Below are 26,412 nucleotides of genomic sequence, written 5' to 3'. Positions count from 1 at the left end.
TGACCCCAGCATGTCGATCCGGATGCGATCAGAACTCCGAACTTCTGTCACTCCTGCTACCTCGATCCAGTCACAGAATTTTGCGAAGCGAGATCCGAGTCATATCTTCCGGTTTCGCAAAATTACGGCGATATTGGGGTGGATTGGCGCGGTTTTACTATCGGTCATCCGTTACCTTGTGGCAAGGGTGCCTGTGGGGTGCGAGGTGTATGCAGTGGCAGAAGGGTGCATTCAGGCCATTGGTCTGATCCTCGTATCTCGCCGGGTCGGTGGTGGGTAAATATTCCACTGACGTGCAACGAGTGGAGGTGTCATCACTGCTTATGCGGTGGGTGAATCTGACCCTGGTGACGGAAGCTCTCGATCGCAAGGAAGGGGGACCGAATGGTGTCGAAGCAGGTAGCGGGCCGGTCCGTTGTTCTCCGGTGAAGGTTGGTGAGCGGGGTCGCCGAGATGACCGGATGGCATCACTGGAGTCCTCGGGGTGTCTTCGGGGTGACGCGCGATGCACGGTGTGCGCTCAACGAAGTTGCCCACGGCGGGTTTCGCGCAAGTGATTGCCGATTTCCAATCGCTTGGTCATGCTGGCCGCCATGCGTCGAGACTCTCTCTGGTGGCATCAGGAGTTCCGTCGGTTGTGGGCGGGGCAGACGGTTGGGCAGTTCGGGACGTATGTGGGGCAGACGGTGCTGCCGTTGCTGGCGGTGACGGTGTTGGGGGCGTCGGCGTGGGAGATGGGGGTGTTGACGGCGGCGGGGACGGCGGCGTTTTTGCTGGTCGGGTTGCCTGCCGGGGTGTTGGTGGACCGGGTGCGGCGGAAACCGGTGATGGTGGCGGCCGATCTCGGGCGGGCGGTGTTGCTGGTCAGTGTCCCGATCGCCGCCTGGGCTGAGGCGCTGACGTTTGTGCAGCTCATCGGGGTGGCTCTGCTCGTGAGTGTGGCTACGGTGCTGTTCGATGTGGCCTATCAGTCCTATCTGCCGTCCCTGGTCGGGCGCGGTCAGCTCATGGAGGGCAACACCCGGCTCCAGTCGAGTCTTTCCGCTGCCGAGGTCGTCGGCCCTGGTGTCGGGGGCGGGCTCGCGCAGTTGGTGGGGGCGGCGAGTGCCGCCCTCACGACGGCCATCAGCTATCTGCTCTCCGGCCTCCTGCTGCTCCGTATCCGGACTGCGGAACCCAGGCCTGTGGGGCGTGGTGGGGGTCGGGTGGGCGCACTGGTGAAAGAAGGGCTGAAGTTCGTACTCGGAGAGACGTCTTTGCGGGCCATCACTCTTTCCACCGCGCTCTCCAATCTGGCGGTCACGGTTCTGGTCTCGATGCAGATCCTCTTCCTCACCCGGGATCTCGGTCTGACGCCGGGTGCGGTCGGGATGGTTCTGGCGTTGAGCAGTGTGGGCGGGCTGGTGGGGGCGCTCAGTGCCGGTCGCTGCGCTAAGTGGATCGGTCCTGTCCGTGCCGTCTGGCTGATTCCGCTGGTTATTTCGCCCCTGGCGCTGGTCGTGCCCCTTGCCGAGCCAGGCTGGCTGACCGTCCTCTGTGTACTCGGTCTCGCGCTGAGGGCGTACGGCACCACGGTCTTCAACGTCGTCAACGTCAGCTATCGGCAGGCCATTTGCCCTGACCGGCTGCTGGGGCGGGTCAACGCCACCGTACGCTTCATCACGTGGGGTGCGATGCCCGTGGGCGGCCTGCTGGGCGGTGCCCTCGGGAGCTGGATCGGCGTCCGGACCACGCTGTGGGTCGCGTGTTCCGTGCTTGCCCTGACTCCCCTGCCACTCCTGCTGTCCCCGCTGCGCACCCTGCGGGAGTTTCCAATGGTTCAGGAGGGGGAAGCCCTTGCCCGTACCTGAGCCTCACAGGCTCGGGTAGACGGCGATGTACACCGCCGTCCGCTCGGTGTCCGGTGTGGGGGCGTCATGGTCGAACTCCTCGAAGAGTTCCTCCAGCCGCCGTTCGTACTCCGCTCGCCGCTCCGGGGTGAGGTCCAGTACGAAGCGGGCCTGGTGAACGTCCTTCATGTCGAGTTCGCCCGCCTCGGAGAGAAAGGCTGCCAACATCGCCTCGGCGATGGCGCCTTCGTTCTCGGGGCCGCGGGCCCAGGGCAGACCCTTGGAGCGATAGGGAATCTCCTTGGCGCCCCGGTTCCCCCGGCGCGGGGCCTGTGGCTCCAGGAAGCCCGCGTCCACCAGTTTGCGTACGTGGTGAAGCGTGGTCGCCGGATCCCTGTCCAGCCGCTCGGCCAGCTCCTTGTTCGTCATAGCCTGCGTGCGCGTGAGCCGGATGATGCGCAACCGCACCCCCGACGCGAGGGCGCTCGCCCGCACCTCGGCGGCGTCCCGACGCTGATTAGCCATGTCCCGAGCGTAAAGGTTGTGCTGTCACCCCGGGGTAGGCGTGCGACGACGGCCGCGGCACGTTGCTGGCCTTCGAGGATCGACCGAGTACACCACCGTCTACAGACTGGCCTTACTGGCGTAGACCCCACATATGCCTTCTGGTCACACGGGTGCGGGCTGCTTGCGTCGGTGTTGGACATCGATGTATTGCGCGGTCAGTCGAGAGGTAACCACGGTCGTGATCGGCTGGAGTGAAGGGCAGAGCTTGTGCACATGGGGCACGTGCCTGATGTGGCCGCTCATCCCGAGAGCGGCGCGCTACACCTGGACGCCAGGGACCACGCCCGCTCCACGGTGGGTGGGCCGACGGCAGACGGGATGGGATTGGGTGAGTGGTAGGTGCTGATGCGAGCCTCAGCTGTCGCGAGGCGCGTGACGATCTCCTACGAAAGACGTGGTCATTTCATGCCGCATGGCCTGCACTAGGCGTCCTCGTTGTGCAGCCAGCTCGGACAACTTGTTATCCCCGGTTAAGGCTGATCGGGCAGCGTCGTACATGCGAGTCCGAAGGTCGCCCAGTGCGGACAACACTGGGGTGCCAGCGAGCATGGTCATTTCGACGTCGCACTTGGAGAAGAGGCGAGAAGCATCCAAGTGTGCTGCCGCGATGGGTGACGCAAGGCGGACATCCTCTGAAGTCTGGATGTCAGGGTGGTTCGGCATTCCGCCTTGGCCGCAGAGGTCCCGGAGGATGCGCTCCCAGTCGTCGATCACTGCGAGAAAGCGTATGTAGAGCTGCCGCCGTTCTTGCCACAGCATGGCCTCTCGCTGGTCAAATGTGGCAGAGGTCGACTGGATGAGCGCCAGCGTCTCCTGGCGAGCCAGGTCCGATGTTTGCCATCGACGTTGCTCTTGGGATTGGAGACGTTGCAGCGCGTAGCCAACGAGGCTTCCCAATAGCGTGCCTGCGACGGCGATCAGGGCGATTGCGTAAGGTTTCACGGTCTCCCGAGCGCTCTGTGAGTGGTTGATGCAGCATCCCGAGGCGCAGCCGCCTCATCATGCAGGCAGGGTGCACAGGCGGTTAGTTGCTACCCGACCGCCTGACATCCTTGGCTGACATCAACGTCGGCGGACAGGGGCAGACAGTGACCCCTCGGTACGACTATCGTCACAGGCCAGTGAGCTGCCTCACCTGCGCCTCTGTCGTCGTTACGAGAATGGGATGATGTCGTTTATGAAGGGACGAGTCCTTGTCGTCGACGACGACACCGCACTGGCCGAGATGCTCGGCATTGTGCTGCGTGGTGAAGGTTTTGAGCCGTCTTTCGTAGCCGACGGGGACAAGGCGCTGGCCGCTTTCCGGGAGTCGAAGCCGGATCTGGTGCTGCTGGATCTGATGCTTCCCGGGCGGGACGGCATCGAGGTGTGCCGGCTGATCCGGGCGGAGTCCGGGGTGCCCATCGTCATGCTCACGGCGAAGAGCGACACCGTCGATGTGGTCGTGGGCCTGGAGTCCGGTGCCGACGACTACATCGTCAAGCCGTTCAAGCCGAAGGAGCTGGTGGCCCGGATCCGGGCCAGGCTGCGGAGGTCGGAGGAGCCGGCGCCGGAGCAGCTCACCATCGGTGACCTGGTGATCGACGTGGCCGGGCACTCCGTGAAGCGCAACGGGCAGTCGATCGCGCTGACCCCGCTGGAGTTCGACCTGCTGGTCGCACTCGCGCGCAAGCCCTGGCAGGTGTTCACCCGTGAGGTGCTCCTGGAGCAGGTGTGGGGCTACCGGCACGCCGCCGACACCCGTCTGGTCAACGTCCATGTGCAGCGGCTGCGTTCCAAGGTCGAGAAGGACCCGGAGCGCCCCGAGATCGTGGTGACCGTACGCGGCGTCGGTTACAAGGCCGGACCGAGCTGACATGTCCGGGGACAGCGCCGCTTCGGCTCCCGGCCGGTCCGGCGCCCGTCCGGGGCGCCCGGCCGCCCGGAGCACCACCGCTTCGCGCCGTGCGCGCCTGTTGCGCGGCGGGCTCCAGCGCAGCCCGTTCGTGCGCCTCTTCCTGCGCTGGGTGCGCCGCCCGCTGCTGCCCGTCATGCGGCTGTGGCGGCGCAACATCCAGCTCCGGGTCGTCGCCACGACCCTGCTGATGTCGCTGGGCGTCGTCCTGCTGCTCGGCTTCGTCGTCATCGGGCAGGTGCGCAACGGCCTGCTGGACGCGAAGGTGAAGGCATCCCAGAGCCAGGCCACCGGCGGCTTCGCCGTGGCCCGGCAGCAGGCCGACGAGGCCGCCGCGGGCGCCACCGGCACCGGTACCGGCGGCGACATCGTCGGCACCGACGGACAGCCCTCGCAGAACGTCATCCAGTGGATGAGCGACCTCGTGGAGTCGCTGTCCAGCGGCGGCGCGGGCGCCTTCGACGTGGTGACCCTGCCCGTCGGCGACGACAGCGGCGGTGGCCGCAGCCCGCGCGGTTCGGGGTACGTCAGCCCGACCGACAGCGTGCCCGCGGCCCTGCGCGAGCGGGTCAACGGCAGTACGACCGCCGCGCAGAGCTACACCCGCATCGTCTACAGCAACGGCAAGGAGTCCCAGCCCGCGCTGGTCATCGGCAAGCAGGTCAACGACCCGAACAGCCACCCCTACGAGCTGTACTACCTCTTCCCGCTCACGCAGGAGGAGAAGTCCCTCAGCCTGGTCAAGGGCACCCTCGCGACCGCCGGGCTCTTCGTCGTCGTCCTGCTCGGAGCCATCGCCTGGCTCGTCGTACGGCAGGTCGTCACTCCTGTGCGGATGGCCGCCGGGGTCGCGGAGCGGCTGTCCGCCGGGCGGCTCCAGGAACGTATGAAGGTCACCGGCGAGGACGACATCGCGCGCCTCGGTGAAGCCTTCAACAAGATGGCGCAGAACCTTCAGCTCAAGATCCAGCAGCTGGAGGACCTTTCGCGGATGCAGCGGCGGTTCGTCTCCGACGTCTCGCACGAGCTGCGTACCCCGCTGACCACCGTGCGCATGGCCGCCGACGTCATCCATGAGGCGCGCGAGGACTTCGATCCGGTGACCGCGCGCTCCGCCGAGCTGCTCGCCGACCAGCTGGACCGTTTCGAGTCGCTGCTCGCGGACCTGCTGGAGATCAGCCGCTTCGACGCGGGCGCGGCGGCCCTGGAGGCCGAGCCGATCGATCTGCGCGAGGTCGTACGGCGGGTGGTCGGCGGCGCCGAGCCGCTGGCCGAGCGCAAGGGCACGCGGATACGCGTCGTCGGCGACCAGCAGCCTGTCGTGGCCGAGGCGGACGCCCGGCGCGTCGAGCGGGTGCTGCGCAACCTGGTCGTCAATGCCGTCGAGCACGGTGAGGGCAAGGACGTGGTGGTCAAGCTGGCCGCGGCGGGCGGCGCGGTCGCCGTCGCGGTGCGCGACTACGGCGTCGGGCTCAAGCCCGGCGAGGCCACCCGCGTCTTCAGCCGCTTCTGGCGTGCGGACCCGGCACGCGCGCGTACCACCGGTGGCACCGGCCTCGGCCTGTCCATCGCGCTGGAGGACGCCCGGCTGCACGGCGGCTGGCTCCAGGCGTGGGGCGAGCCCGGCGGCGGCTCGCAGTTCCGCCTGACGCTGCCCCGGACCGCCGACGAGCCGCTGCGGGGTTCACCGATCCCGCTCGAACCGAAGGACTCGCGCCGCAACCGGGAGACCGGTCGCGAGCGCGCGGCGCAGAAGCGGGCCACCGTGCCCGCGCAGGCGACCGAGGCACAGCGGGCCCCGCTGCCGCCGCGCCAGGCCGTCGCCACGGCCGACCCGACCGCGCTGCCCGGCAACGGCAACGGCGCCCGGGTGGTACCCCGGCCCGCGAACGGCGCCCGGCGCACCGACGACAGCGCTCCGGGCCCGGCGCCCGAGGCGGACGACGGCCGTCCGGGGGCGGTCGCACAGCAGGACCCGACGAGCCAGGGGAGGCAGTGAGTGCTCGCTGACCGCGAGGGGGGCGCCCGGCGCCGACCGGGACGCGCGGTGGCGTACGCCGTGTGCGGGGCCGTGCTGCTGTCCGGATGCGCCTCGATGCCCGACAGCGGTGATCTGCGCAACGTCGAGTCCACGCCCCGGCAGGACACCGGGGTGCGGGTCTTCGCGGTGCCGCCCGCCCAGGGTGCGACGTCCAACGAGATCATGCAGGGCTTCCTGGAGGCCCTGACCAGCGACGATCCGCAGTACGACACGGCCCGCAAGTATCTGACGACCGCTGCCGCGCGCGTCTGGCGGCCGGAGCGGGCGACCGTCCTCGCCGACGGCCCGAGCGTCATGCAGGCCGCGCCGGAGGGGTCCGGGCGCCGGCAGGACACCTACGTCCTGGAGGGCCGCAAGGTCGCCTCGGTCGACGGCGACCACGCGTACCAGCCCGCGGCGGGTGCCTACCGCACCAAGGTGCATCTGTCGAAGGACCCCAAGAGCGGCCAGTGGCGCATCGACGCGCCGCCCACGGGCGTGGTCATGGGCAAGTCCGACTTCCAGCGCAACTACACGTCGGTCGATAAGTACTACTTCGCGACCCACACCCGGGCCGGGTCGAACGGGCGGCCGGTCGCGGTCGCCGACCCGGTGTTCGTGCGCAGCAAGGTCGACCCGATGACCGAGATGGTGCGCTCGCTGCTGCAGGGCCCGACCGACTGGCTCGAGCCGGTGGTCAGGTCGAGCTTCCCGACCGGTACGGCGCTGCAGCGCGGGGTGTCGGGGCTGACGCCCGACGACCAGAACCGGCTGGTGGTGCCGCTGAACGCGAAGGCGACGCAGGTCGGCAGGGCCCGCTGCCGCGAGATGGCCACCCAGCTGCTGTTCACCCTGCGGAACCTGGCGCCGACGCTGGAGACGGTCGAGCTGGAGGGGCCCGGCGAGCGGCGGCTGTGCGATCTGGGGGAGGACCGGGTGGACTCCGTCGCCTGGCGTGCCTCGGCGCAGAGCCCGCAGTACCTCTACTTCCTCGACGGTAAGCACCGGCTGGTGCGGATGCCGACCGGGGCGGGCGGGACCAGTGCGACACCGGTGCCGGGCGTGCTCGGCGAGGGCACCAAGGAGCTGCACTCGGTGGCCGTCTCACGGGACGAGCACACGGTGGCCGGGGTCTCGGCCGACAGCCGGGCGCTCTACGTCACGCCGCTGGCCGCTGCGGGCACGCTCGGGGAACCCGTGGTCACCAGCCTGGGGGCCGCCGAGGGCGAGCGGCTGACCCAGCCGAGCTGGGACGCGCGCGGCGACCTGTGGGTGGCCGACCTGAACCCGGCCAAGCCGCAGCTCTACGTCGTGGAGCAGGGCGGCACCGGGAAGCCGGTGACCGTGAGCCTGCCCAAGGTGCGCGGCCGGATCACGGACGTGCGGGTGGCCGCCGACGGGGTGCGGGTCGCGCTGGTCGTGGCCTCGAAGGACGACAAACAGTCGCTGCTCATCGGCCGGATCGAGCGCGAGGACGACGCGGGCGACGCCCCGGCGGTCGTCCATCCGCGCCCGGCCGCACCCGACATGGAGCTGGTCACGGCGCTGGCCTGGGCCGGTGACAGCCGACTGGTCGTGGTCGGCCGCGAGCAGGGCGGTGTGCACCAGATGCGGTACGTCCAGGTCGACGGCTCCACGCTGGAGGGCCCGGCGCCCGCCGCGCTGTCCCGGGTGACGGCGATCGCCGCCGCCGAGGACGAACGGGTACCGCTGGTCGCCTCCTCGGAGGACGGGATCGTCCGGCTGCCGTCGGGGGCGCAGTGGCAGAAGGTGGACAAGGACGGGACGGCGCCGGTCTATCCGGGGTGAGGGTGGTTCGACGGGGGTGAGGCGGCCTGGATTCCCTTGGGGGTCCGGGCCGTTCTCCGTTGGGGAGTCCGGGCGTTGCCGGGGTTTCCCCTGCCCCCTTCCACTCGTGTGAGTGAGGGCCGTCGGACCGGTGCGTCCGTTGTCCACAGGGCCTTGTCCACAGGGGTGGCCGGGAGGCCGGAGCCTCGGCACAGTGGAGCCATGCGGGGATGGTGGCGGGACCTCACGGACCTGGTGCTTCCGGCCGATTGTGAGGGCTGCGAGGCGCCGCGCACGGTGCTGTGCCCACGGTGCCGAAGAGCGCTGGGCGGTGTGGCACCGCGCCGGGTGCGGCCCTCGCCCGAGCCGCCGGGGCTGCCGATGGTGCACGCGGTGGCGCCGTACGCCCGGGAGGTGCGGTCGCTTCTCCTCGCGCACAAGGAACGAGGCGCGCTGGCGCTCACGGGAGCCCTGGGTACGGCCCTGGCGGAGGCCGTGCGCGCGGGACTCGGGCCGCCGGGTTCCGGACAGGGGTGGCTCGGAGTGCCGCACCCCGGGCCACCGCACGGGGCGCGACGACCACCGCCGGGTCCGGTGATCCTCGTGCCGCTGCCCTCCACGCGGGCGGCCGTGCGGGCGCGGGGGCACGATCCGGTGCGGCGGATGGCCCTCGTCGCCGCCGGGCGGCTGCGGCGCGGGGGCACCCCGGCCCGGGTGGCGGCCGTGCTGCGGCAGCGGCGGCCGGTGCTCGACCAGGCGGGGCTGGACGCACGGGAGCGCCGGGCGAACCTGGCCGGTGCCCTGGCGGTGACGGCGGGTGGGGCGCGGCTGCTCGACGCGGGACGGGTCGTGCTCGTGGACGACCTGATGACGACGGGGGCGACCCTCGCGGAGGCGGCGCGGGCCCTGCGGGCGGCGTCCGGTTCGCATCGCGGGGAGAGAACGGCCGTGTACCCCGGCGGAACTCGGGAAGGAAGGTGGAAACGAGAGACAGGGGCACGATCGGAGAGCGGAAACCCGGTGCAGGGTGCACCGGAATTGACGGCACCGAAGGCCACCGGAGTGGCACTCCGGGCGGCGGTGATCGCCGCGCCTCCGGATTCTTTCGAAATAGCCAGGAACTGACCTCCTACCTGCGTCGTTGCAGGTAGCAAGAGCGGAAATTCACCTGAACGGAGGTACGCCGCAGTAGAGGGTGACGACATACGTCCGGGCGAGATATGTTCGGTTGTGAGGAAAGGCGCAGGCCAGACCTCGCATATCCGAATGCCGCGCAGCGTGATTTCCGCAATCACCCGCGCCGGCGGGATGGAGCTCTCGCCCACGGGGGAGGAGGAGGTGGACGTCACCGAGTCCGAAGGTTCCGGGGCCCACCGGGACCTGGTGCAAAAGGGAGATGCTCCGCCGCTGACGCGGGGCGATCCGGGAACGGAGTTCTGCGTGGACATCGTCGTCAAGGGCCGCAAGACCGAGGTGCCCGAGCGGTTCCGCAAGCACGTGGCCGAGAAGCTGAAGCTGGAGAAGATCCAGAAGCTCGACGGCAAGGTGATGAGCCTCGACGTCGAGGTGTCCAAGGAACCGAACCCCCGCCAGGCCGACCGCTGTGACCGAGTGGAGATCACGCTCCGCTCCCGCGGTCCGGTGATCAGGGCGGAAGCGTCCGCCAGCGACCCGTACGCGGCCCTCGACATGGCCGCGGAGAAGCTGGAGGCAAGGCTGCGCAAGCAGCACGACAAGCGAGTCGTGCGCCGGGGCGCACGACGCATCCCGGCGGCCGAGGTGCCCGACGTTGTCCCGGGCGTGGCGACGCTCTACCCGGACGGAGTTCCGGTTCCGCCCCCCGAGTCCGACGGCGGGGTGCCGACCAAGAAGATCGGCTCGCTGGAGGTCACGGGCGACGGCCCCCTCGTCGTCCGCGAGAAGACGCATGTCGCCTCTCCGATGACCCTTGACCAGGCTCTCTACGAGATGGAACTGGTCGGCCACGACTTCTATCTGTTCGTCGACTCCGAGACCAAGGAGCCGAGCGTCGTCTACCGGCGACACGCCTACGACTACGGCGTCATCCACCTCAGCACGGACCCGATGGTGGCCGAGGTGCAGCCGCCCGCGGCGGGTGGCACGCTGGGCGGCTGATCCGGCCCGGCGAAGCGGAACGGGTGCCCCTGGAGCGCGCGTGCGCCCCCAGGGGCACCGGTGTGCGACCACTTCACGCCCCGCACGGCACCGTGGCGGCGCCCGGGCATGAAATCATGACCGCACCGGCCCAACCAGTGGGCCGCTGCCTTGGGTTGGCGATGGCACAGGACCACAGGCCACGGCCTTCAGGGGGAGGAACGATGGCGGACACCTTCGGACCCATGCGTGACCCGGACGCCGATCACGGCGACCCCGGTCGGGAGCCGGAAGCCGGCGCCCCACGCGCGGAGCCGATCAGAGTGCTGGTCGTGGACGACCACGCCCTCTTCCGCCGGGGCCTGGAGATCGTGCTCGCCGCCGAGGAGGACATCCAGGTCGTCGGCGAGGCGGGCGACGGGGCCGAGGCGGTGGACAAGGCGGCCGACCTGCTGCCGGACATCGTGCTGATGGACGTGCGGATGCCCCGGCGCGGCGGGATCGAGGCCTGCACCTCCATCAAGGAGGTCGCCCCCAGCGCCAAGATCATCATGCTGACGATCAGTGACGAGGAGGCCGACCTCTACGACGCGATCAAGGCGGGCGCGACCGGCTACCTCCTCAAGGAGATCTCCACCGACGAGGTGGCCACGGCCATTCGCGCGGTGGCCGACGGGCAGTCGCAGATCAGCCCGTCCATGGCATCCAAGCTGCTCACCGAGTTCAAGTCGATGATCCAGCGCACCGACGAGCGCCGTCTGGTGCCAGCGCCCCGGCTGACCGACCGGGAACTGGAAGTCCTCAAGCTGGTCGCCACGGGGATGAACAACCGGGACATCGCCAAGGAGTTGTTCATCTCCGAGAACACCGTGAAGAACCACGTGCGCAACATCCTGGAGAAGCTTCAGCTGCACTCCAGGATGGAGGCCGTGGTCTACGCGATGCGGGAGAAGATCCTCGAGATCCGCTGACCCCGGACCGGCGACGCCCGCCCGGGCTCAGGCCAGCGCGCGGGCCAGTACGGCGGCCAGCGGCGCCCGCAGTTCGGGCTCCGTCACGCGCTCCACGCGCACATCCGTGCAGCCCACCCAGCTCGCCGCTTCGATCAGCGCGTCGGCGACCGCCACCACCGCCTTCGGGCCGTCCAGCGTGACCTGCCGGGCCACCAGCGTGCGCCCCTCGCGCGCCGGGTCCACCCGGCCGACCAGCCGCCCGCCGGAGAGCACCGGCATAGCGAAGTAGCCGTGCACCCGCTTCTGCTTGGGGACGTACGCCTCCAGGCGGTGGGTGAAGCCGAACAGGCGCTCCGTGCGGGCCCGTTCCCAGATCAGTGAGTCGAACGGGGAGAGCAGCGTCGTGCGGTGACGGCCGCGCGGCGCGGTGGCGAGGGCCGCCGGGTCCGCCCAGGCGGGCTTGGCCCAGCCCTCGACCTCGACCGGCACCAGACCCGAGTCGGCGATCACCGCCTCCACCTGCTCACCCTTGAGCCGGTGGTAGTCCGCGATGTCCGCGCGCGTGCCCACCCCCAGCGACTCACCGGCCAGCCGGACCAGACGGCGCAGGCACTCGGCGTCGTCCATGTCGTCGTGCAGCAGGGCGTCCGGGATGGCGCGCTCGGCGAGGTCGTACACCCGCTTCCAGCCGCGCCGCTCGACGCACACCACCTCGCCGTACATCAGGGCGCGTTCGACGGCGACCTTGGTGCCGGACCAGTCCCACCACTCGCTGGTGCGCTTGGCACCGCCCAACTCGGTGGCCGTGAGCGGGCCTTCGGACTGGAGCTGCTTGATCACCTGCTCGTAGGTGCCCTCGGGCAGCTGGTGGTTCCAGTGCGGGCGGGAGCGGTAGGCGCGGCGGCGGAAGGCGAAGTGCGGCCACTCCTCGACGGGCAGCACACAGGCGGCGTGCGACCAGTACTCGAAGGCGCGGGTGTCCTGCCAGTAGGCCGACTCCACGGCCTGGCGGCCGACGGCGCCGAGACGGGCGTAGGGCACCAGTTCATGGGAGCGGGCGAGCACCGAGATGGTGTCGAGCTGGACCGCACCCAGATGCCGCAGCACCCCGCGCACCCCCGCCCGCCGGTCGGGCGCTCCCAGCAGTCCCTGGGCCCGCAGGGCGATACGGCGGGCGTCGTCCGCGGTGAGGATGGTGGCGGGGCGCGGCAGGGTCGTCATGGTCGCCGACGATAGAGGGTGGCACTGACAGTGGCCGATCGGCCGGAGGTTCCCGCAGGTCAGGTGGTCACAGCGGGATCGGGCGCGGCCAGATACGGGGCGGCCGGGGTCAGGCCGAGGTCGGAGGGGAGCAGCGAGCCGACCCACGAGTCGCGTCGGACGCCCCGGTGTTCGACGGGCCGCGCGCAGCGTGCCCTCCATGGTGAAGCCGACGCGTTCGGCCACCGCGCGGGAGGGCCGGTTGCCGACCTCGGCGCGCCACTCCAGGCGGTCCACGGACAGCTCGGTGAAGGCCCAGCGGGCCGCCGCGAGCACGGCCTCCGTCATGTAACCCCGGCCGCGGTGCTCGCGGGTGGCCCAGAAGCCGACCTCGGCGGCGCCAAGGCCGCGCCGCATGACACCCAGCACGCCCGCCAGCGCGCCGTCGGGCAGGAACAGGCCGAAGTGGTACTCCGAGTCGTCCGCCCAGCCGCGGGCCACCACGCCGTCGATGAACGCGTCGGCGTGCTCGCGCAGGTAAGGAGAGGGAAAGGACGAGATCCAGCGCTGGGACGCGGGGTCCTGGGCGGCGGCGTACACCGCCTCGGCATCGGCCGGGCCGAGGGCGCGCATCCGGAGGCGGTCGGTGGTCAGGATGACGGGGTCCATCGCCCGATTCTGCGCGGCGTCGCACCCGTGCCGCCACGGCTTTTCGCGCTGCGTGAGCGCGGGGTCACGATTCGCGTAAATCCCCGATCAGGCGCGGCACTATCCTCCGCGCTCGTCCGTTGTCCACAGTGAGGCGCGCACCGGGTCGCCAGGCCCTCCCGGCGCGCCGGGGTCCTCGCATACGATGGCCGTTGCTCAGCAAGTCACATGGAAAACAGACCGTCCCAGGCCCGACCGGCAAGGAGACCACCCCCCGTGTCCGTCCTCTCGAAGATCATGCGTGCAGGCGAAGGCAAGATCCTGCGCAAGCTGCACCGCATCGCGGACCAGGTCAACTCCATCGAAGAGGACTTCGTGGACCTCTCCGACGCCGAGCTGCGGGCCCTCACCGACGAGTACAAGCAGCGGTACGCCGACGGTGAGAGCCTGGACGACCTGCTCCCCGAGGCGTTCGCCACCGTCCGCGAGGCCGCCAAGCGCGTCCTCGGCCAGCGGCACTACGACGTCCAGATGATGGGCGGCGCCGCGCTCCACCTCGGTTACGTGGCCGAGATGAAGACCGGTGAGGGCAAGACCCTCGTCGGCACCCTGCCCGCTTATCTGAACGCGCTCTCCGGAGACGGCGTCCACCTCATCACGGTCAATGACTATCTGGCCGAGCGCGACTCCGAGATGATGGGCCGCGTCCACCGCTTCCTGGGTCTGGAGGTCGGCTGCATCCTCGCCAACATGACCCCGGCCCAGCGCCGCGAGCAGTACGCGTGCGACATCACCTACGGCACGAACAACGAGTTCGGCTTCGACTACCTGCGCGACAACATGGCGTGGGCGCAGGACGAGCTGGTGCAGCGCGGCCACAACTTCGCCATCGTCGACGAGGTGGACTCCATCCTCATCGACGAGGCGCGTACGCCGCTGATCATCTCCGGCCCGGCCGACCAGGCCACCAAGTGGTACGGCGACTTCGCGAAGCTGGTCACCCGCCTCAAGCGCGGCGAGCCCGGCAACCCGCTCAAGGGCGTCGAGGAGACCGGCGACTACGACGTCGACGAGAAGAAGCGCACCGTCGCCATCCACGAGTCCGGCGTCTCCAAGGTGGAGGACTGGCTGGGCATCGACAACCTCTACGAGTCGGTGAACACGCCTCTCGTCGGCTACTTGAACAACGCCATCAAGGCCAAGGAACTGTTCAAGAAGGACAAGGACTACGTCGTCATCGACGGCGAGGTCATGATCGTCGACGAGCACACCGGCCGTATCCTCGCCGGCCGCCGCTACAACGAGGGCATGCACCAGGCGATCGAGGCGAAGGAAGGGGTGGACATCAAGGACGAGAACCAGACCCTCGCCACGATCACCCTGCAGAACTTCTTCCGCCTCTACAACAAGCTCTCCGGCATGACCGGTACGGCGATGACCGAGGCCGCCGAGTTCCACCAGATCTACAAGCTCGGCGTGGTCCCCATCCCGACCAACCGCGCGCTCGTCCGCAAGGACCAGTCCGACCTGATCTACCGCACCGAGGTGGCCAAGTTCGAGGCGGTCGTCGACGACATCGCCGAGAAGCACGAGAAGGGCCAGCCGATCCTCGTCGGCACCACCTCCGTCGAGAAGTCGGAGTACCTCTCCCAGCAGCTCAGCAAGCGCGGCATCCAGCACGAGGTGCTGAACGCCAAGCACCATGAGCGTGAGGCGTCGATCGTCGCCCAGGCGGGCCGCAAGGGCGCCGTCACGGTCGCCACGAACATGGCAGGCCGTGGTACGGACATCAAGCTCGGCGGCAACCCCGAGGACCTGGCCGAGGCGGAGCTGCGCCAGATCGGTCTGGACCCCGAGGAGCACATCGAGGAGTGGGCGGCAGCGCTGCCCGCCGCGCTGGCCCGCGCCGAGCAGGCGGTCAAGGCCGAGAAGGAGGAGGTCGAGCGCAGCGGCGGCCTCTATGTGCTCGGCACCGAGCGGCACGAGTCGCGCCGTATCGACAACCAGCTGCGCGGTCGTTCCGGCCGTCAGGGCGACCCGGGCGAGTCCCGGTTCTACCTCTCCCTCGGTGACGACCTGATGCGCCTGTTCAAGGCCGCCATGGTCGAGCGCGTCATGGCGATGGCGAACGTCCCGGACGACGTGCCGATCGAGAACAAGATGGTGACCCGCGCGATCGCGTCCGCGCAGTCGCAGGTCGAGCAGCAGAACTTCGAGACCCGTAAGAACGTCCTGAAGTACGACGAGGTGCTGAACCGGCAGCGCGAGGTCATCTACGGCGAGCGCCGCCGCGTCCTGGAGGGCGAGGACCTGCAGGAGCAGGTGCAGCACTTCATGGACGACACGATCGACGCGTACGTCGCCGCCGAGACCGCCGACGGCTTCCCCGAGGACTGGGACCTGGACCGGCTGTGGGGCGCCTTCCGGCAGCTCTACCCGGTGAAGGTCACCATCGAGGAGCTGGAGGAGGCCGCGGGCGACCGGGCCGGTCTGACCGCCGAGTTCATCTCCGAGTCCATCAAGGACGACATCCACGCGCAGTACGCGGCGCGCGAGGAGCAGCTCGGCTCCGAGATCATGCGTGAGCTGGAGCGGCGGGTCGTGCTTTCGGTCCTGGACCGCAAGTGGCGCGAGCACCTCTACGAGATGGACTACCTCCAGGAGGGCATCGGCCTGCGTGCGATGGCGCAGAAGGACCCGCTGGTGGAGTACCAGCGCGAGGGCTTCGACATGTTCACCGCCATGATGGAGGGCATCAAGGAGGAGTCCGTCGGCTACCTGTTCAACCTGGAGGTCCAGGTCGAGCAGCAGGTCGAGGAGGTCGAGGTCCAGGCCGCCGAGCCGGTCGCCGGGGGCGTGCAGGACATCGTGCCCGCGCAGGTTCCCGCGGGTGCCCGTCCGGAGATCCGGGCCAAGGGGCTGGACGTGCCGCAGCGGCGCGAACTGCACTTCTCCGCGCCCACCGTGGACGGTGAGGGCGGCGTGGTCGAGCGCGACCTGGAGGACGACGAGCCGGTGCGCTCCGAGGCCGACGGCCTCACGCGCGCGGAGCGGCGCAAGCAGGCGAAGGCGCGGGGGCGTCGCAAGAAGTGACGGGCGCCGTGCGGCGGGCTTGCCCGTGGTGGGTCTGAGTGGCTGACTCTGGGCCGGGTCTCTCTTCGTGAGGGGTCCGGCCCTTTGTCGTTGCCGGGGTTCAACCGGTCGCCTCGCGGGTGGGGCGGGGGCCTGCCAGTTCCACGGCCGTGCACCGCCAGCGCAGGTCCCGTCCCCGCTCCAGCCGGAAGGCGAGCGCCCGCAGCCGGTCCCCGGCCGCGATCCGGGCGAACACCTCCAGCGCGCCCTCCCGGGGCACGAAGTAACCGAGGTCGCTGACGACGGGGCGGATTCCCGGGGCCCGCAGGGGGTTCCGCTCCGCGAGCCGCGCGAGATCGTCGTACGCCTGCCCGGCGGTGTGCCGCAGCATCCAGTGCACGGGGCGCTGACCGCTGAGGACGGCGACGAGCCGGTCGGCGAAGAGGTCGGTGGGGCGGGGTTGGGGGCGGGGGGTGGTGTCTTGTTGGTCGGCGGGGGTGGTGGCGTACGGCCGGGGGGTGGGTGTCGTGGGCGGGGGCGGGGTGCCTGGCCGCTGTGACGGGGTGTGAGCCGTCCTAGGCGGGTGGGCTGGGGTGCGGGGAGCTGGTGTGCCTCGGCGGCCTGTCGGGTGCGGCTCAGCGGTCCTGGTGGGTGCCGTGGCATGGGGCCCGGTTGGCCTGCCAGGGGCGGCAGGTCGCACGTCCGGTGCCGGGTCGGGTGGCGAGGTCCGGGCGTGCGTCGCCGTGTCTGGTGCCAAGGCGCCTGGGTGGGGCGTAGAGGTCTCGGCGTGCGCCGTCGTGCTCGGTGTGGGTGTGTCCGCACGTGTTGCCGTGTCGGGCGACTGGGCGTCCGGGCAGGTCGCCGCGCTGGCGGGGGAGGTTTCGGTCTGTGCCGCTGTGCTCGGCATGGGCGTGCCCGTACGTGTTGCCGTGCCGGGTGCCTGGGGGTCCGGATGGGTCGCCGCGCTGGGTGGCGAGGTTTCCGTGTGAGTCGTTGTGACGGGTTCGGTGGCGTCCTGGTGGGGCGTTGTGTTCTGGGGCGTGTGCGGGGCGGGCAGGGGCTTCGGGGTGGCTGCCGTGCTCGCGTCGGCCCTCGTCGCTTCCGGGCGGGGGCGGAGTGGGGTGGTGCCGGGGCGGCGGGGGTCCTGGCGGTTCGGGGGGCGGTGGCGGGGGTGGGGTTTGCGGCTCATGACCTTGTTCATGGGGCCCCGTTCGGAGTGGGTGGGTACCGGGCGGTAACCGGTGGTGGGGATCTTGTACGGGGGTGGGCGTGGGCTCGGCAAGGACGGTGGGGGCCGTGGCGGAGGGGCCGGAATGTTCACTTATCTGGGTGACCAGAGCGGCGGGAAGCCCGGGAAATGAGGGTGGGGGCGGGTGAAAGCGCGGCGTGGGGTGGACGGCTCTGGGGGTGCGGGTGGGCGCCCGAAAGGGGACGGGCGCACGTATTCTGGAGGCCCTTCGGGGGTGGCCGCAGGGGCCTTCCCGCGAGGCTCAGCGGAGCCTCTGACCAGGAAAAGAGCGGCTGGAATGCGCGTCTACGTACCCCTGACCCTCCCCGGGCTCGCCGAGGCGTACCGCACGGGGGTGCTGGGCACCGGCTCCTTCGTCGCCTACGCCGTCACGCCCGAGCTGCGCCAGTGGTGCGGCTCCGAGGACCTGGAGGAGCTGGAGTACGCGGCGCTCGGCCACGCCGCGCTCGCCTCGCTGCGGCTGCTCGCGGCCGACCAGTCGGCCACCCCGCGCCGGGTCGTGGTCGCCGCCGACGTACCGGACCGTGCCGTGCGGCAGGGCCCGGACGCCGGTGCGGAGCTGGCCGAGCTGGGCGAGGTCATGGTCGGCGCCGAGGTGCCGCTCGCCAAGGCGGCGGCGGTGCACGCCGACGCCGAGGACGCGGAGCGGGACGTGGCCGCGGCGGCGGAGGCGCTGGCGGAGGCGGACGCCGGGGACGACCACGAGCTGGCCGCGGTGGAGACCGCCGACCACCACGAGCTGCTCTGGTACGCCACGCAGGAGATCCCCAACCTGATCCGCCAGTCCTGACCCGGCCCCGGCCCCGGCCCTGGTTCCCGGCTCCGGCTCCGGCTCCGGCCCTGGCCCCGGCTCCCGACCCCGGCCTCCGGCTCTTGGTCCCCGGCCTCCGGTCCCTGGTCCCTGGCCTCCGGCTCCTGGCTCCCGGCCCCTGGCCCCGGCCCCGGCCCCGGCCCTGGCCCCGGCCCCGGCCCTGGCCCCGGCCCCGGCCTCCGGCTCCGGCCACCGTCCCCCGGCTCCGGCTCGGGCCCCCGGCTCCGGGCCCCGTATCCGGTCCCGGCGTCGGCCCGGCCCCGTGTCTCGGCCTCAGCCCCAGTCCCGTGCCCTGACCTCGGTCACGGCCGCGTGTCCCGGCCCCGTCCTGGCCCCGCCTCGGCCCCCGCTTGACCTTGCCCTGACCGCTGGCTGACCACCCCCTTACCCCCGCCTGACCTGCGGTGATGGACCGGTGATGGTCGATTGTCAGTGGGAGTGGGTACGGTTTTGGGCATGGGGAAGCAGGGGAACGCGCACATCGTCTGGGACTGGAACGGCACCCTGTTCCATGACATCGACGCGATCATCGGGGCGACGAACGCGGCCTTCGCCGAGCTGGGTCTTGAGCCGATCACGCTGGAGACGTACCGCGCGCTGTACTGCGTCCCGGTGCCGAGGTTCTACGAGCGGCTGCTCGGCCGGTTGCCCACCGAGGCGGAGTGGGACGTGATGGACGGTGCCTTCCACCGGCACTACACCGAGTGGCGGGCCCGCTGCGGTCTGACCGAGGGCGCGGCCGACCTGCTCGCGGGCTGGCGCTCGGCGGGCAACAGCCAGTCCCTGCTCAGCATGTACGGCCACGAGGAGCTGCTGCCGCTGGTGCGCGGCTTCGGCATCGAGGCCCACTTCCTGCGGATCGACGGCCGCACGGGCCCCTCCGGCGGCTCCAAGGCCGAGCACATGGTCCGCCACCTGAAGTCGCTGGACGAGCTGGTCGCACCGGAGCACACCGTCGTCATCGGCGACGCGGTGGACGACGCGCTGGCGGCCCGCCACGTGGGCGCACGGGCCGTGCTCTACACCGGCGGCTCCCACGGCCCGGCCAGCCTCCGTGAGGCCGGAGTGCCGGTGGTGGACACCCTGGCCGAGGCGGTCGAAGAGGCGCACCGAATAGCGGCCTAGCCCGCTCCCGGCCCAGGCATAGCCCGCCCCCGGCCCCGACGCCGCTGTGCAGAACGTCAAACTTCACCCCCCGGTTTTGTACACATACGGCTCATGACGGGCCCCGGGTCAGGAGCGATAGCCTGGTGGCGTGATCAGCGCGATATCTCGCGGGGACGTCACCGTCCCTGCCCTGCGCCCGGTTCGCACGGAACACCTCCGTGACCGGGCGGCGGTCGCTGGTCCTCGCGGGCGCGACAGGGGCGCCAACGCCTCCAGGACGCCGGGAACGGCACGGGACACGTCGGCACTGGGCGCAGCGTCGCACCCGACAGACGTGTCGACAATGGCCGAATTCCTCCCGCCCAGCTCACCTCGCGGCATAGCGTCGGAACGGACCGGACACCCCGGGCCGTGGCGTCATACCGGAGGGAAAGAGACCGTACTTCCTTCTACGTCACGCAACGGCGCGCGACAGGAGCCAGAGGACAATGCAGACCAAGCTGGACGAAGCCAAGGCCGAGCTGCTCGATCGGGCGGCCCGGGTAGCTGAGAACAGCCCGGTCGGGGGGCACCTACCGACCGGGACCACGAGCGAGGCCCCCGACAGCGAGTCCGTGCTCGCGTTCCTCCAGCGCTACTACCTGCACACGGCCCCCGAAGACCTCACCGACCGCGACCCGGTCGACGCCTTCGGTGCCGCTCTCTCCCACTACCGGCTCGCCGAGAACCGCCCCCAGGGCACCGCCAACGTGCGGGTGCACACCCCGACCGTGGAAGAGAACGGGTGGACGTGCAGCCACACCGTGGTGGAGGTCGTCACCGACGACATGCCCTTCCTGGTCGACTCGGTCACCAACGAGCTGACCCGTCAGGGCCGCGGCATCCACGTCGTGATCCACCCGCAGTTCGTCGTGCGCCGGGACGTGACCGGCAAGCTGATCGAGCTGCTGCCCAAGCCGGCCCCCGGCACCGAGCTGCCGCACGACGCGCACGTCGAGTCCTGGATCCACGTCGAGATCGACCGCGAGACCGACCGCGCCGACCTCAAGCAGATCTCCGCCGACCTGCTCCGCGTCCTCTCCGACGTCCGTGAGGCCGTCGAGGACTGGGAGAAGATGCGCGAGACCGCGATCCGGATCGCGGACGACCTGGAGAGCGAGCCCCGCCCCGCCGACCTGCCGGGCCCCGAGGCCGAGGAGGCCCGCGAGCTGCTGCGCTGGCTCGCCGCCGACCACTTCACCTTCCTCGGCTACCGCGAGTACCAGCTGCGCGGCGACGACTCGCTCAGCGCCGTGCCCGGCACCGGTCTCGGCATCCTGCGCTCCGACCCGCACCACTCCGAGCAGGACGAGCACCCGGTCAGTCCCTCCTTCGAGCGGCTCCCGGCCGACGCCCGCGCCAAGGCCCGCGAGCACCGCCTGCTCGTGCTGACCAAGGCCAACAGCCGCGCCACCGTGCACCGCCCGTCCTACCTGGACTACATCGGCGTCAAGAAGTTCGACGCCCAGGGCAATGTGATCGGGGAGCGCCGCTTCCTCGGCCTGTTCTCCTCCGCCGCGTACACCGAGTCGGTGCGCCGGGTGCCGGTCATCCGCCGCAAGGTCGAAGAGGTCCTGGAGCGCGCCGGGTTCTCGCCCAACAGCCACGACGGCCGCGACCTGCTCCAGATCCTGGAGACCTACCCGCGCGACGAGCTGTTCCAGACCCCGGTCGACGAGCTGCAGTCCATCGCGACCAGCGTGCTCTACCTCCAGGAGCGCCGCCGCCTGCGGCTCTACCTGCGCCAGGACGAATACGGCCGCTACTACTCGGCCCTCGTCTACCTCCCGCGCGACCGCTACACCACCGGCGTCCGGCTGCGGATCATCGACATCCTCAAGGAGGAGCTGGGCGGCACCAGCGTCGACTTCACCGCCTGGAACACCGAGTCGATCCTGTCCCGGCTGCACTTCGTCGTCCGCGTCCCGCAGGGCACCGAGCTGCCCCAGCTCTCGGACTCCGACAAGGAGCGCATCGAGGCCCGCCTGGTCGAGGCCACCCGCTCCTGGGCCGACGGCTTCACCGAGGCGCTGAACGCCGAGTGCGGCGAGGAGCGCGCCGCCGAGCTGCTGCGCCGCTACCAGCACGGCAACGCCTTCCCCGAGGGCTACAAGGCCGACCACACCCCGCGCGCGGCCGTCGCCGACCTGGTCCACCTGGAGCGGCTGAAGCAGGAGGACGGCAAGGACGGCGGCGACTTCGCGCTGAGCCTGTACGAGCCGGTGGGCGCCGCCCCCGGTGAGCGCCGCTTCAAGATCTACCGCACGGGCGACGCCGTCTCCCTCTCCGCCGTGCTCCCGGTCCTCAACCGGCTCGGCGTGGAGGTCGTGGACGAGCGCCCCTACGAGCTGCGCCGCGCCGACCGCACCACCGCCTGGGTCTACGACTTCGGTCTGCGGATGCCGAAGCCCGCGGGCGGCGGCGACCACCTCGGCGAGGACGGCCGCGAGCGGTTCCAGGAGGCGTTCGCCGCGACCTGGACCGGCCAGGCGGAGAACGACGGCTTCAACTCCCTCGTCCTGAGCGCCGGGCTGACCTGGCGGCAGGCGATGGTGCTGCGCGCCTACGCCAAGTACCTGCGCCAGGCGGGCTCCACCTTCAGCCAGGACTACATGGAGGACACCCTCCGCAACAACGTCCACACCACCCGGCTCCTCGTCTCCCTCTTCGAGGCGCGGATGTCCCCGGACCGGCAGACCGCCGGTCTTGAGATCACCGACGCGCTCCTGGAGGAGCTGGACGCCGCGCTCGACCAGGTGGCCAGCCTGGACGAGGACCGCATCCTGCGGTCCTTCCTGACCGTCATCAAGGCGACCCTGCGCACCAACTTCTTCCAGGAGACCGAGGGCGGCAAGCCGCACGACTACGTCTCCATGAAGTTCGACCCGCGCGCCATCCCGGACCTGCCCGCGCCGCGCCCGGCGTACGAGATCTGGGTGTACTCGCCGCGTGTCGAGGGCGTGCACCTGCGCTTCGGCAAGGTCGCGCGCGGTGGTCTGCGCTGGTCGGACCGGCGCGAGGACTTCCGTACCGAGATCCTGGGCCTGGTCAAGGCGCAGATGGTGAAGAACACCGTCATCGTGCCGGTCGGCGCCAAGGGCGGCTTCGTCGCCAAGCAGCTGCCCGACCCGAGCGTGGACCGGGACGCCTGGCTCGCCGAGGGCATCGCCAGCTACAAGACGTTCATCTCGGCGCTGCTCGACATCACCGACAACATGGTGGCCGGCGAGGTCGTCCCGCCGCAGGACGTGGTCCGCCACGACGGCGAGGACACCTACCTGGTCGTCGCGGCCGACAAGGGCACCGCGACGTTCTCCGACATCGCCAACGGCGTCGCCGGGGAGTACGACTTCTGGCTCGGGGACGCCTTCGCCTCCGGCGGCTCGGCGGGCTACGACCACAAGGGCATGGGCATCACCGCGCGCGGCGCCTGGGAGTCCGTGAAGCGGCACTTCCGCGAGCTGGGCGTGGACACGCAGACCGAGGACTTCACGGTCGTCGGCATCGGTGACATGTCCGGTGACGTGTTCGGCAACGGCATGCTGCTCTCCGAGCACATCCGCCTGGTCGCCGCCTTCGACCACCGGCACATCTTCATCGACCCCAACCCGGACGCGGCCACCGGCTACGCCGAGCGCCGCCGCCTGTTCGAGCTGCCCCGCTCCAGCTGGGCCGACTACGACACCTCGCTGCTGTCGGCGGGCGGCGGGATCTTCCCGCGCAGCGCCAAGTCGATCCCGCTCAACAGCCACATCCGCGAGGCGCTGGGCATCGAGGAGAAGATCTCCAAGATGACCCCGGCCGACCTGATGAAGGCGATCCTGCACGCGCCGGTCGACCTGCTGTGGAACGGCGGCATCGGCACGTACGTGAAGTCGTCGGCGGAGTCCAACGCGGACGTCGGTGACAAGGCCAACGACGCCATCCGCGTCGACGGCGCCGACCTGCGGGTCAAGGTCGTCGGCGAGGGCGGCAACCTGGGTCTGACCCAGCTCGGCCGCATCGAGTTCGCGCTCCAGGGCGGCCGGATCAACACCGACGCGATCGACAACAGCGCCGGTGTGGACACCTCCGACCACGAGGTGAACATCAAGATCCTGCTCAACGGCCTGGTCACGGACGGCGACATGACCGTCAAGCAGCGCAACAAGCTGCTCGCGGAGATGACGGACGAGGTCGGCTCCCTGGTCCTGCGCAACAACTACGCGCAGAACACCGCGCTGGCCAACGCGCTCGCGCAGTCCAAGGACATGCTGCACGCGCAGGCCCGCTTCATCCGCCACCTGGTGCGCGAAGGCCACCTCGACCGGGCGCTCGAGTTCCTGCCCACCGACCGCCAGATCCGTGAGCGGCTGGCCCAGGGGCAGGGCCTCACCAGCCCCGAGACCGCCGTCCTGCTGGCGTACACCAAGATCACGGTCGCCGAGGAGCTGCTGCACACCTCGCTGCCCGACGACCCGTATCTGCGCACCCTGCTGCACGCCTACTTCCCGTCGGCGCTGCGCGAGCGGTTCGCGGAGTCGATCGACAGCCACCCGCTGCGCCGCGAGATCACCACGACCGTGCTGGTCAACGACACGGTGAACACGGGCGGTACGACCTATCTGCACCGGCTGCGCGAGGAGACCGGGGCCTCCCTGGAGGAGATCGTCCGCGCCCAGACCGCGGCCCGCGCGATCTTCTGCTCGGCGCCGGTGTGGGACGCGGTGGAGGAGCTGGACAACAAGGTCGACGCGGCCGTCCAGACCCGCATCCGGCTGCACTCGCGCCGTCTGGTCGAGCGCGGCACCCGCTGGCTGCTCAACAACCGGCCGCAGCCGCTCCAGCTCGCCGAGACCGTCGAGTTCTTCGCGGCGCGCGTCGAGCAGGTCTGGCAGCAGATGCCGAAGCTGCTGCGCGGCCCGGACCTGGAGTGGTACCAGCACGTGTACGACGAGCTGTCCGCGGCCGGTGTCCCGGACGAACTCGCCACGCGGGTCGCCGGGTTCTCCTCCGCCTTCCCGGCGCTGGACATCGTCTCGGTGGCCGACCGCATGGGCAGGGAGCCGCTGGACGTGGCCGAGGTCTACTACGACCTCGCGGACCGGCTGCACATCACCCAGCTCATGGACCGCATCATCGAGCTGCCCCGCGCCGACCGCTGGCAGTCCATGGCCCGCGCCTCCATCCGTGAGGACCTGTACGCGGCCCACGCCGCCCTCACGGCGGACGTGCTCGCGGTGGGCAACGGCACCTCGACGCCCGAGCAGCGGTTCAAGGCATGGGAGGAGAAGAACGCCCCGATCCTGAGCCGGGCGCGCGCCACCCTGGAGGAGATCCGCAGCTCGGACGCGTTCGACCTCGCCAACCTCTCGGTGGCGATGCGCACGATGCGGACGCTGCTGCGCACGCACTCCTGACACGCGGAGACACAGGGTGCCCCGGAACCGGAGAAACGGTTCCGGGGCACCCGTGTTCTTGCCCCCGGTTAGGGAAAAACCTGTGGCGAATTTACCGTTTCCTGCTAATCGGTCCCTTTCGGATAGGGTCTGGCCTGTGCCTGTGACCTTGAACCGCACCGAGGCCCGGCCCGATGCGCGCCGCCCCGCCTAGCCCGGCGAGCGCCGGCCGCGCGCTGCCGTGGGCCGCCGCCGCGCTCGTCCTGGTGCTGATGCTCCTGGTGATCGTCCGGCTGCCCTGGGCCGGTGACCTCGGGATGCACGCGGCGACCGTGCAGCGGCTGCGGCACAGCCTGCTGAACCCCGGCAACCCGCTGGTCGACGCCGACACCCCGAGCCCCTACTACTCGCCGTGGATGCTGCTGCTCGGCCTGCTGGCCCGGGTCACCGGCCTGTCGGTCTTCGTGGTGCTCCGCATCGGCGCCCTCGTCGGACTCACGCTGCTCCTCACCGGCGTCTGGCGCTACGTCCGCACCCTGAGCGCCCACCGCGCCGCCCCCGCGCTCGCGCTCCTCTGCGTGGTCTTCCTGTGGGGCCCGGACGTCTTCAACTGGAGCGGCTTCCTCGGCCTCAACTCCCTGGCCCTGACGGTGTCGTACCCCAGCGTGCTCGCGCTCGGGCTCTCCTTCCACTTCTGGGCCTGGCTCACGCGGGCGCTGCGCACCGACACGAGTTGGCCCGCCTGGGTGGGCCTCGGTCTCCTGTGGGCGCTGATCCTGCTGTGCCACCAGTTCTCCGGCGTGGTCGCCTCCCTCGGCGCCCTCGCCGTGGTCCTCGCGGCCCGCCCCGCCCGCGCGACCCTGCTCCGCCTCGGGGCTGCCCTGGTGGCGGGCGTCCTGCTCCTCGCGCTCTGGCCGTATTACGACTTCTTCGCCCTGTTCTCGGCGGGCGCCGACCTGGAGGCGATCCACCGCCCCCTCTACAGCGACCTGCTGCCCCGCTTCGGCCTGGTCCTGCTGGGCGTGGTGGCCCTGGTGTTCCGCTGGCGCCGCGACCACCGGGACGTCCTGGTCCTCTTCTTCGTGCTCGGCGCGCTGCTCTTCGCGGCGGGCGGTCTCACCGGCCACTACTCCTGGGGCCGCGCCCTGCCCGCCGCCCTGATCCCGGCCCAGCTCGCGGCAGCGCTGGAGACCGTCTCCGCGTCACGCCGGGCCGTCCGCGTGGCCTGGGCGTGCCTGCTCGGCGCGGCCCTCGCGGTCGGCGCGTGGGCCCAGGCGGGCACGCTCGGCTATGTGATCGACCGCACCGACCTCCCGGCCCCGGTCGCCGCCAAGTACCGCGTCCCCTGGGTCGGTTACCACTGGATCACCCCCTGGGTCCGCTACGGCGACGTGGTCATGGCCCGCACCACCCCGTCCCGCCAGATCCCCGCCTACGGCCCCTACACCGTCGCCCCCGGCTACCCCGACTTCTTCCTCCCGGACGAAACCGGCCGCGACGAAGCGGTCACCCGCTACTACGCCCCCACCACCGACTCCGCGACCCGCCTGGCCATAGCCCGCCGATACGGAGTCCACTGGGTGATCGGCTCACCGGCCACGGCGGAACCATGGCTGAGAGAGGTGAAGAGAGGCCCGGCAGGCCAGATCCTGTACAAGGTCGAGCCCTAGGGAGTTTTTGAGGGTGCTGAGGGTGCCTTTGAAGGGGCCGAGGGGCAACTCCCCAGGGGCGCGGGGAACTGC

General features: G+C 70.6%; 16 protein-coding genes and 1 pseudogene. 12 read left to right on the top strand and 5 right to left on the bottom strand.

Features of this window, described 5'->3' with window-relative positions:
* Positions 1–581: 581 nt before the first annotated feature.
* Positions 582–1,850 carry an MFS transporter gene (locus B079_RS0131005; RefSeq protein WP_018549755.1) on the top strand — a complete coding sequence of 423 codons (1,269 nt, stop codon included), beginning with the start codon at positions 582–584 and terminating at the stop codon, positions 1,848–1,850.
* Positions 1,851–1,853: 3 nt separating this feature from the next.
* On the opposite strand, the gene B079_RS0131000 is transcribed toward B079_RS0131005, so the two are convergent.
* Both B079_RS0131000 and B079_RS35405 read right to left on the bottom strand, forming a co-directional pair.
* Positions 1,854–2,354 (bottom strand): ArsR/SmtB family transcription factor, encoded by a 501-nt coding sequence (locus B079_RS0131000; protein ID WP_026249246.1) that lies wholly within the window; start codon positions 2,352–2,354, stop codon positions 1,854–1,856.
* Positions 2,355–2,750: 396 nt separating this feature from the next.
* The gene (locus B079_RS35405; protein ID WP_018549753.1) at positions 2,751–3,338 is read right to left on the bottom strand and encodes a hypothetical protein; all 588 of its coding nucleotides are present in this window, start codon (positions 3,336–3,338) and stop codon (positions 2,751–2,753) included.
* Between the two features lie 223 nt (positions 3,339–3,561).
* Between B079_RS35405 and mtrA the strand changes: the two genes are divergently transcribed.
* From mtrA to B079_RS0130970, 6 genes are all read left to right on the top strand, one after another.
* Positions 3,562–4,251 carry a two-component system response regulator MtrA gene (mtrA, locus tag B079_RS0130995; protein ID WP_190045392.1) on the top strand — a complete coding sequence of 230 codons (690 nt, stop codon included), beginning with the start codon at positions 3,562–3,564 and terminating at the stop codon, positions 4,249–4,251.
* A 1-nt stretch (position 4,252) separates the two neighbouring features.
* A complete protein-coding gene (gene mtrB, locus B079_RS0130990; RefSeq protein WP_078496146.1) occupies positions 4,253–6,289 on the top strand; it encodes an MtrAB system histidine kinase MtrB in 2,037 nt (678 codons plus the stop codon).
* Positions 6,290–8,119 (top strand): LpqB family beta-propeller domain-containing protein, encoded by a 1,830-nt coding sequence (locus B079_RS0130985; protein WP_018549750.1) that lies wholly within the window; start codon positions 6,290–6,292, stop codon positions 8,117–8,119.
* A gap of 201 nt (positions 8,120–8,320) precedes the next feature.
* Entirely contained in the window at positions 8,321–9,223 is a 903-nt protein-coding gene (locus B079_RS34535; protein WP_026249245.1) for a ComF family protein, read from the top strand.
* A gap of 315 nt (positions 9,224–9,538) precedes the next feature.
* The gene (hpf, locus tag B079_RS0130975) at positions 9,539–10,234 is read left to right on the top strand and encodes a ribosome hibernation-promoting factor, HPF/YfiA family (RefSeq protein ID WP_106432419.1); all 696 of its coding nucleotides are present in this window, start codon (positions 9,539–9,541) and stop codon (positions 10,232–10,234) included.
* 203 nt (positions 10,235–10,437) lie between these two features.
* A complete protein-coding gene (locus tag B079_RS0130970) occupies positions 10,438–11,184 on the top strand; it encodes a response regulator (protein WP_018549748.1) in 747 nt (248 codons plus the stop codon).
* Positions 11,185–11,211: 27 nt separating this feature from the next.
* On the opposite strand, the gene B079_RS0130965 is transcribed toward B079_RS0130970, so the two are convergent.
* Both B079_RS0130965 and B079_RS34530 read right to left on the bottom strand, forming a co-directional pair.
* A complete protein-coding gene (locus B079_RS0130965; protein ID WP_026249243.1) occupies positions 11,212–12,387 on the bottom strand; it encodes a winged helix-turn-helix domain-containing protein in 1,176 nt (391 codons plus the stop codon).
* A 59-nt stretch (positions 12,388–12,446) separates the two neighbouring features.
* Positions 12,447–13,035, bottom strand: a pseudogene (locus B079_RS34530) (GNAT family N-acetyltransferase).
* A gap of 255 nt (positions 13,036–13,290) precedes the next feature.
* On the opposite strand from B079_RS34530, the gene secA reads away from it, so the two are divergent.
* Positions 13,291–16,107, top strand: a complete 2,817-nt coding sequence (gene secA, locus B079_RS0130960; protein ID WP_018549746.1) for a preprotein translocase subunit SecA — start codon at positions 13,291–13,293, stop codon at positions 16,105–16,107.
* Positions 16,108–16,207: 100 nt separating this feature from the next.
* Here secA and B079_RS36660 read toward each other — a convergent pair whose 3' ends face one another.
* Positions 16,208–16,477, bottom strand: coding sequence for an Rv3235 family protein (locus tag B079_RS36660; protein ID WP_026249242.1), 270 nt, complete (start codon positions 16,475–16,477; stop codon positions 16,208–16,210).
* Between the two features lie 1,135 nt (positions 16,478–17,612).
* On the opposite strand from B079_RS36660, the gene B079_RS0130945 reads away from it, so the two are divergent.
* From B079_RS0130945 to B079_RS0130930, 4 genes are all read left to right on the top strand, one after another.
* Positions 17,613–18,125 (top strand): DUF6912 family protein, encoded by a 513-nt coding sequence (locus B079_RS0130945; RefSeq protein WP_018549743.1) that lies wholly within the window; start codon positions 17,613–17,615, stop codon positions 18,123–18,125.
* A 477-nt stretch (positions 18,126–18,602) separates the two neighbouring features.
* The gene (locus B079_RS0130940; RefSeq protein ID WP_018549742.1) at positions 18,603–19,271 is read left to right on the top strand and encodes an HAD family hydrolase; all 669 of its coding nucleotides are present in this window, start codon (positions 18,603–18,605) and stop codon (positions 19,269–19,271) included.
* Between the two features lie 470 nt (positions 19,272–19,741).
* Positions 19,742–24,691: an NAD-glutamate dehydrogenase gene (locus tag B079_RS0130935; protein ID WP_018549741.1), complete on the top strand. Its 4,950-nt coding sequence runs from the start codon at positions 19,742–19,744 to the stop codon at positions 24,689–24,691.
* Positions 24,692–24,864: 173 nt separating this feature from the next.
* A complete protein-coding gene (locus B079_RS0130930) occupies positions 24,865–26,340 on the top strand; it encodes a hypothetical protein (protein ID WP_018549740.1) in 1,476 nt (491 codons plus the stop codon).
* The last annotated feature ends 72 nt before the right edge of the window (positions 26,341–26,412 follow it).

The sequence above is a fragment of the Streptomyces sp. LaPpAH-108 genome (assembly GCF_000373625.1).
In the GTDB taxonomy this organism is placed as follows: Bacteria; Actinomycetota; Actinomycetes; order Streptomycetales; family Streptomycetaceae; genus Streptomyces.
This window is presented reverse-complemented; position numbering and strand designations above follow the sequence as displayed.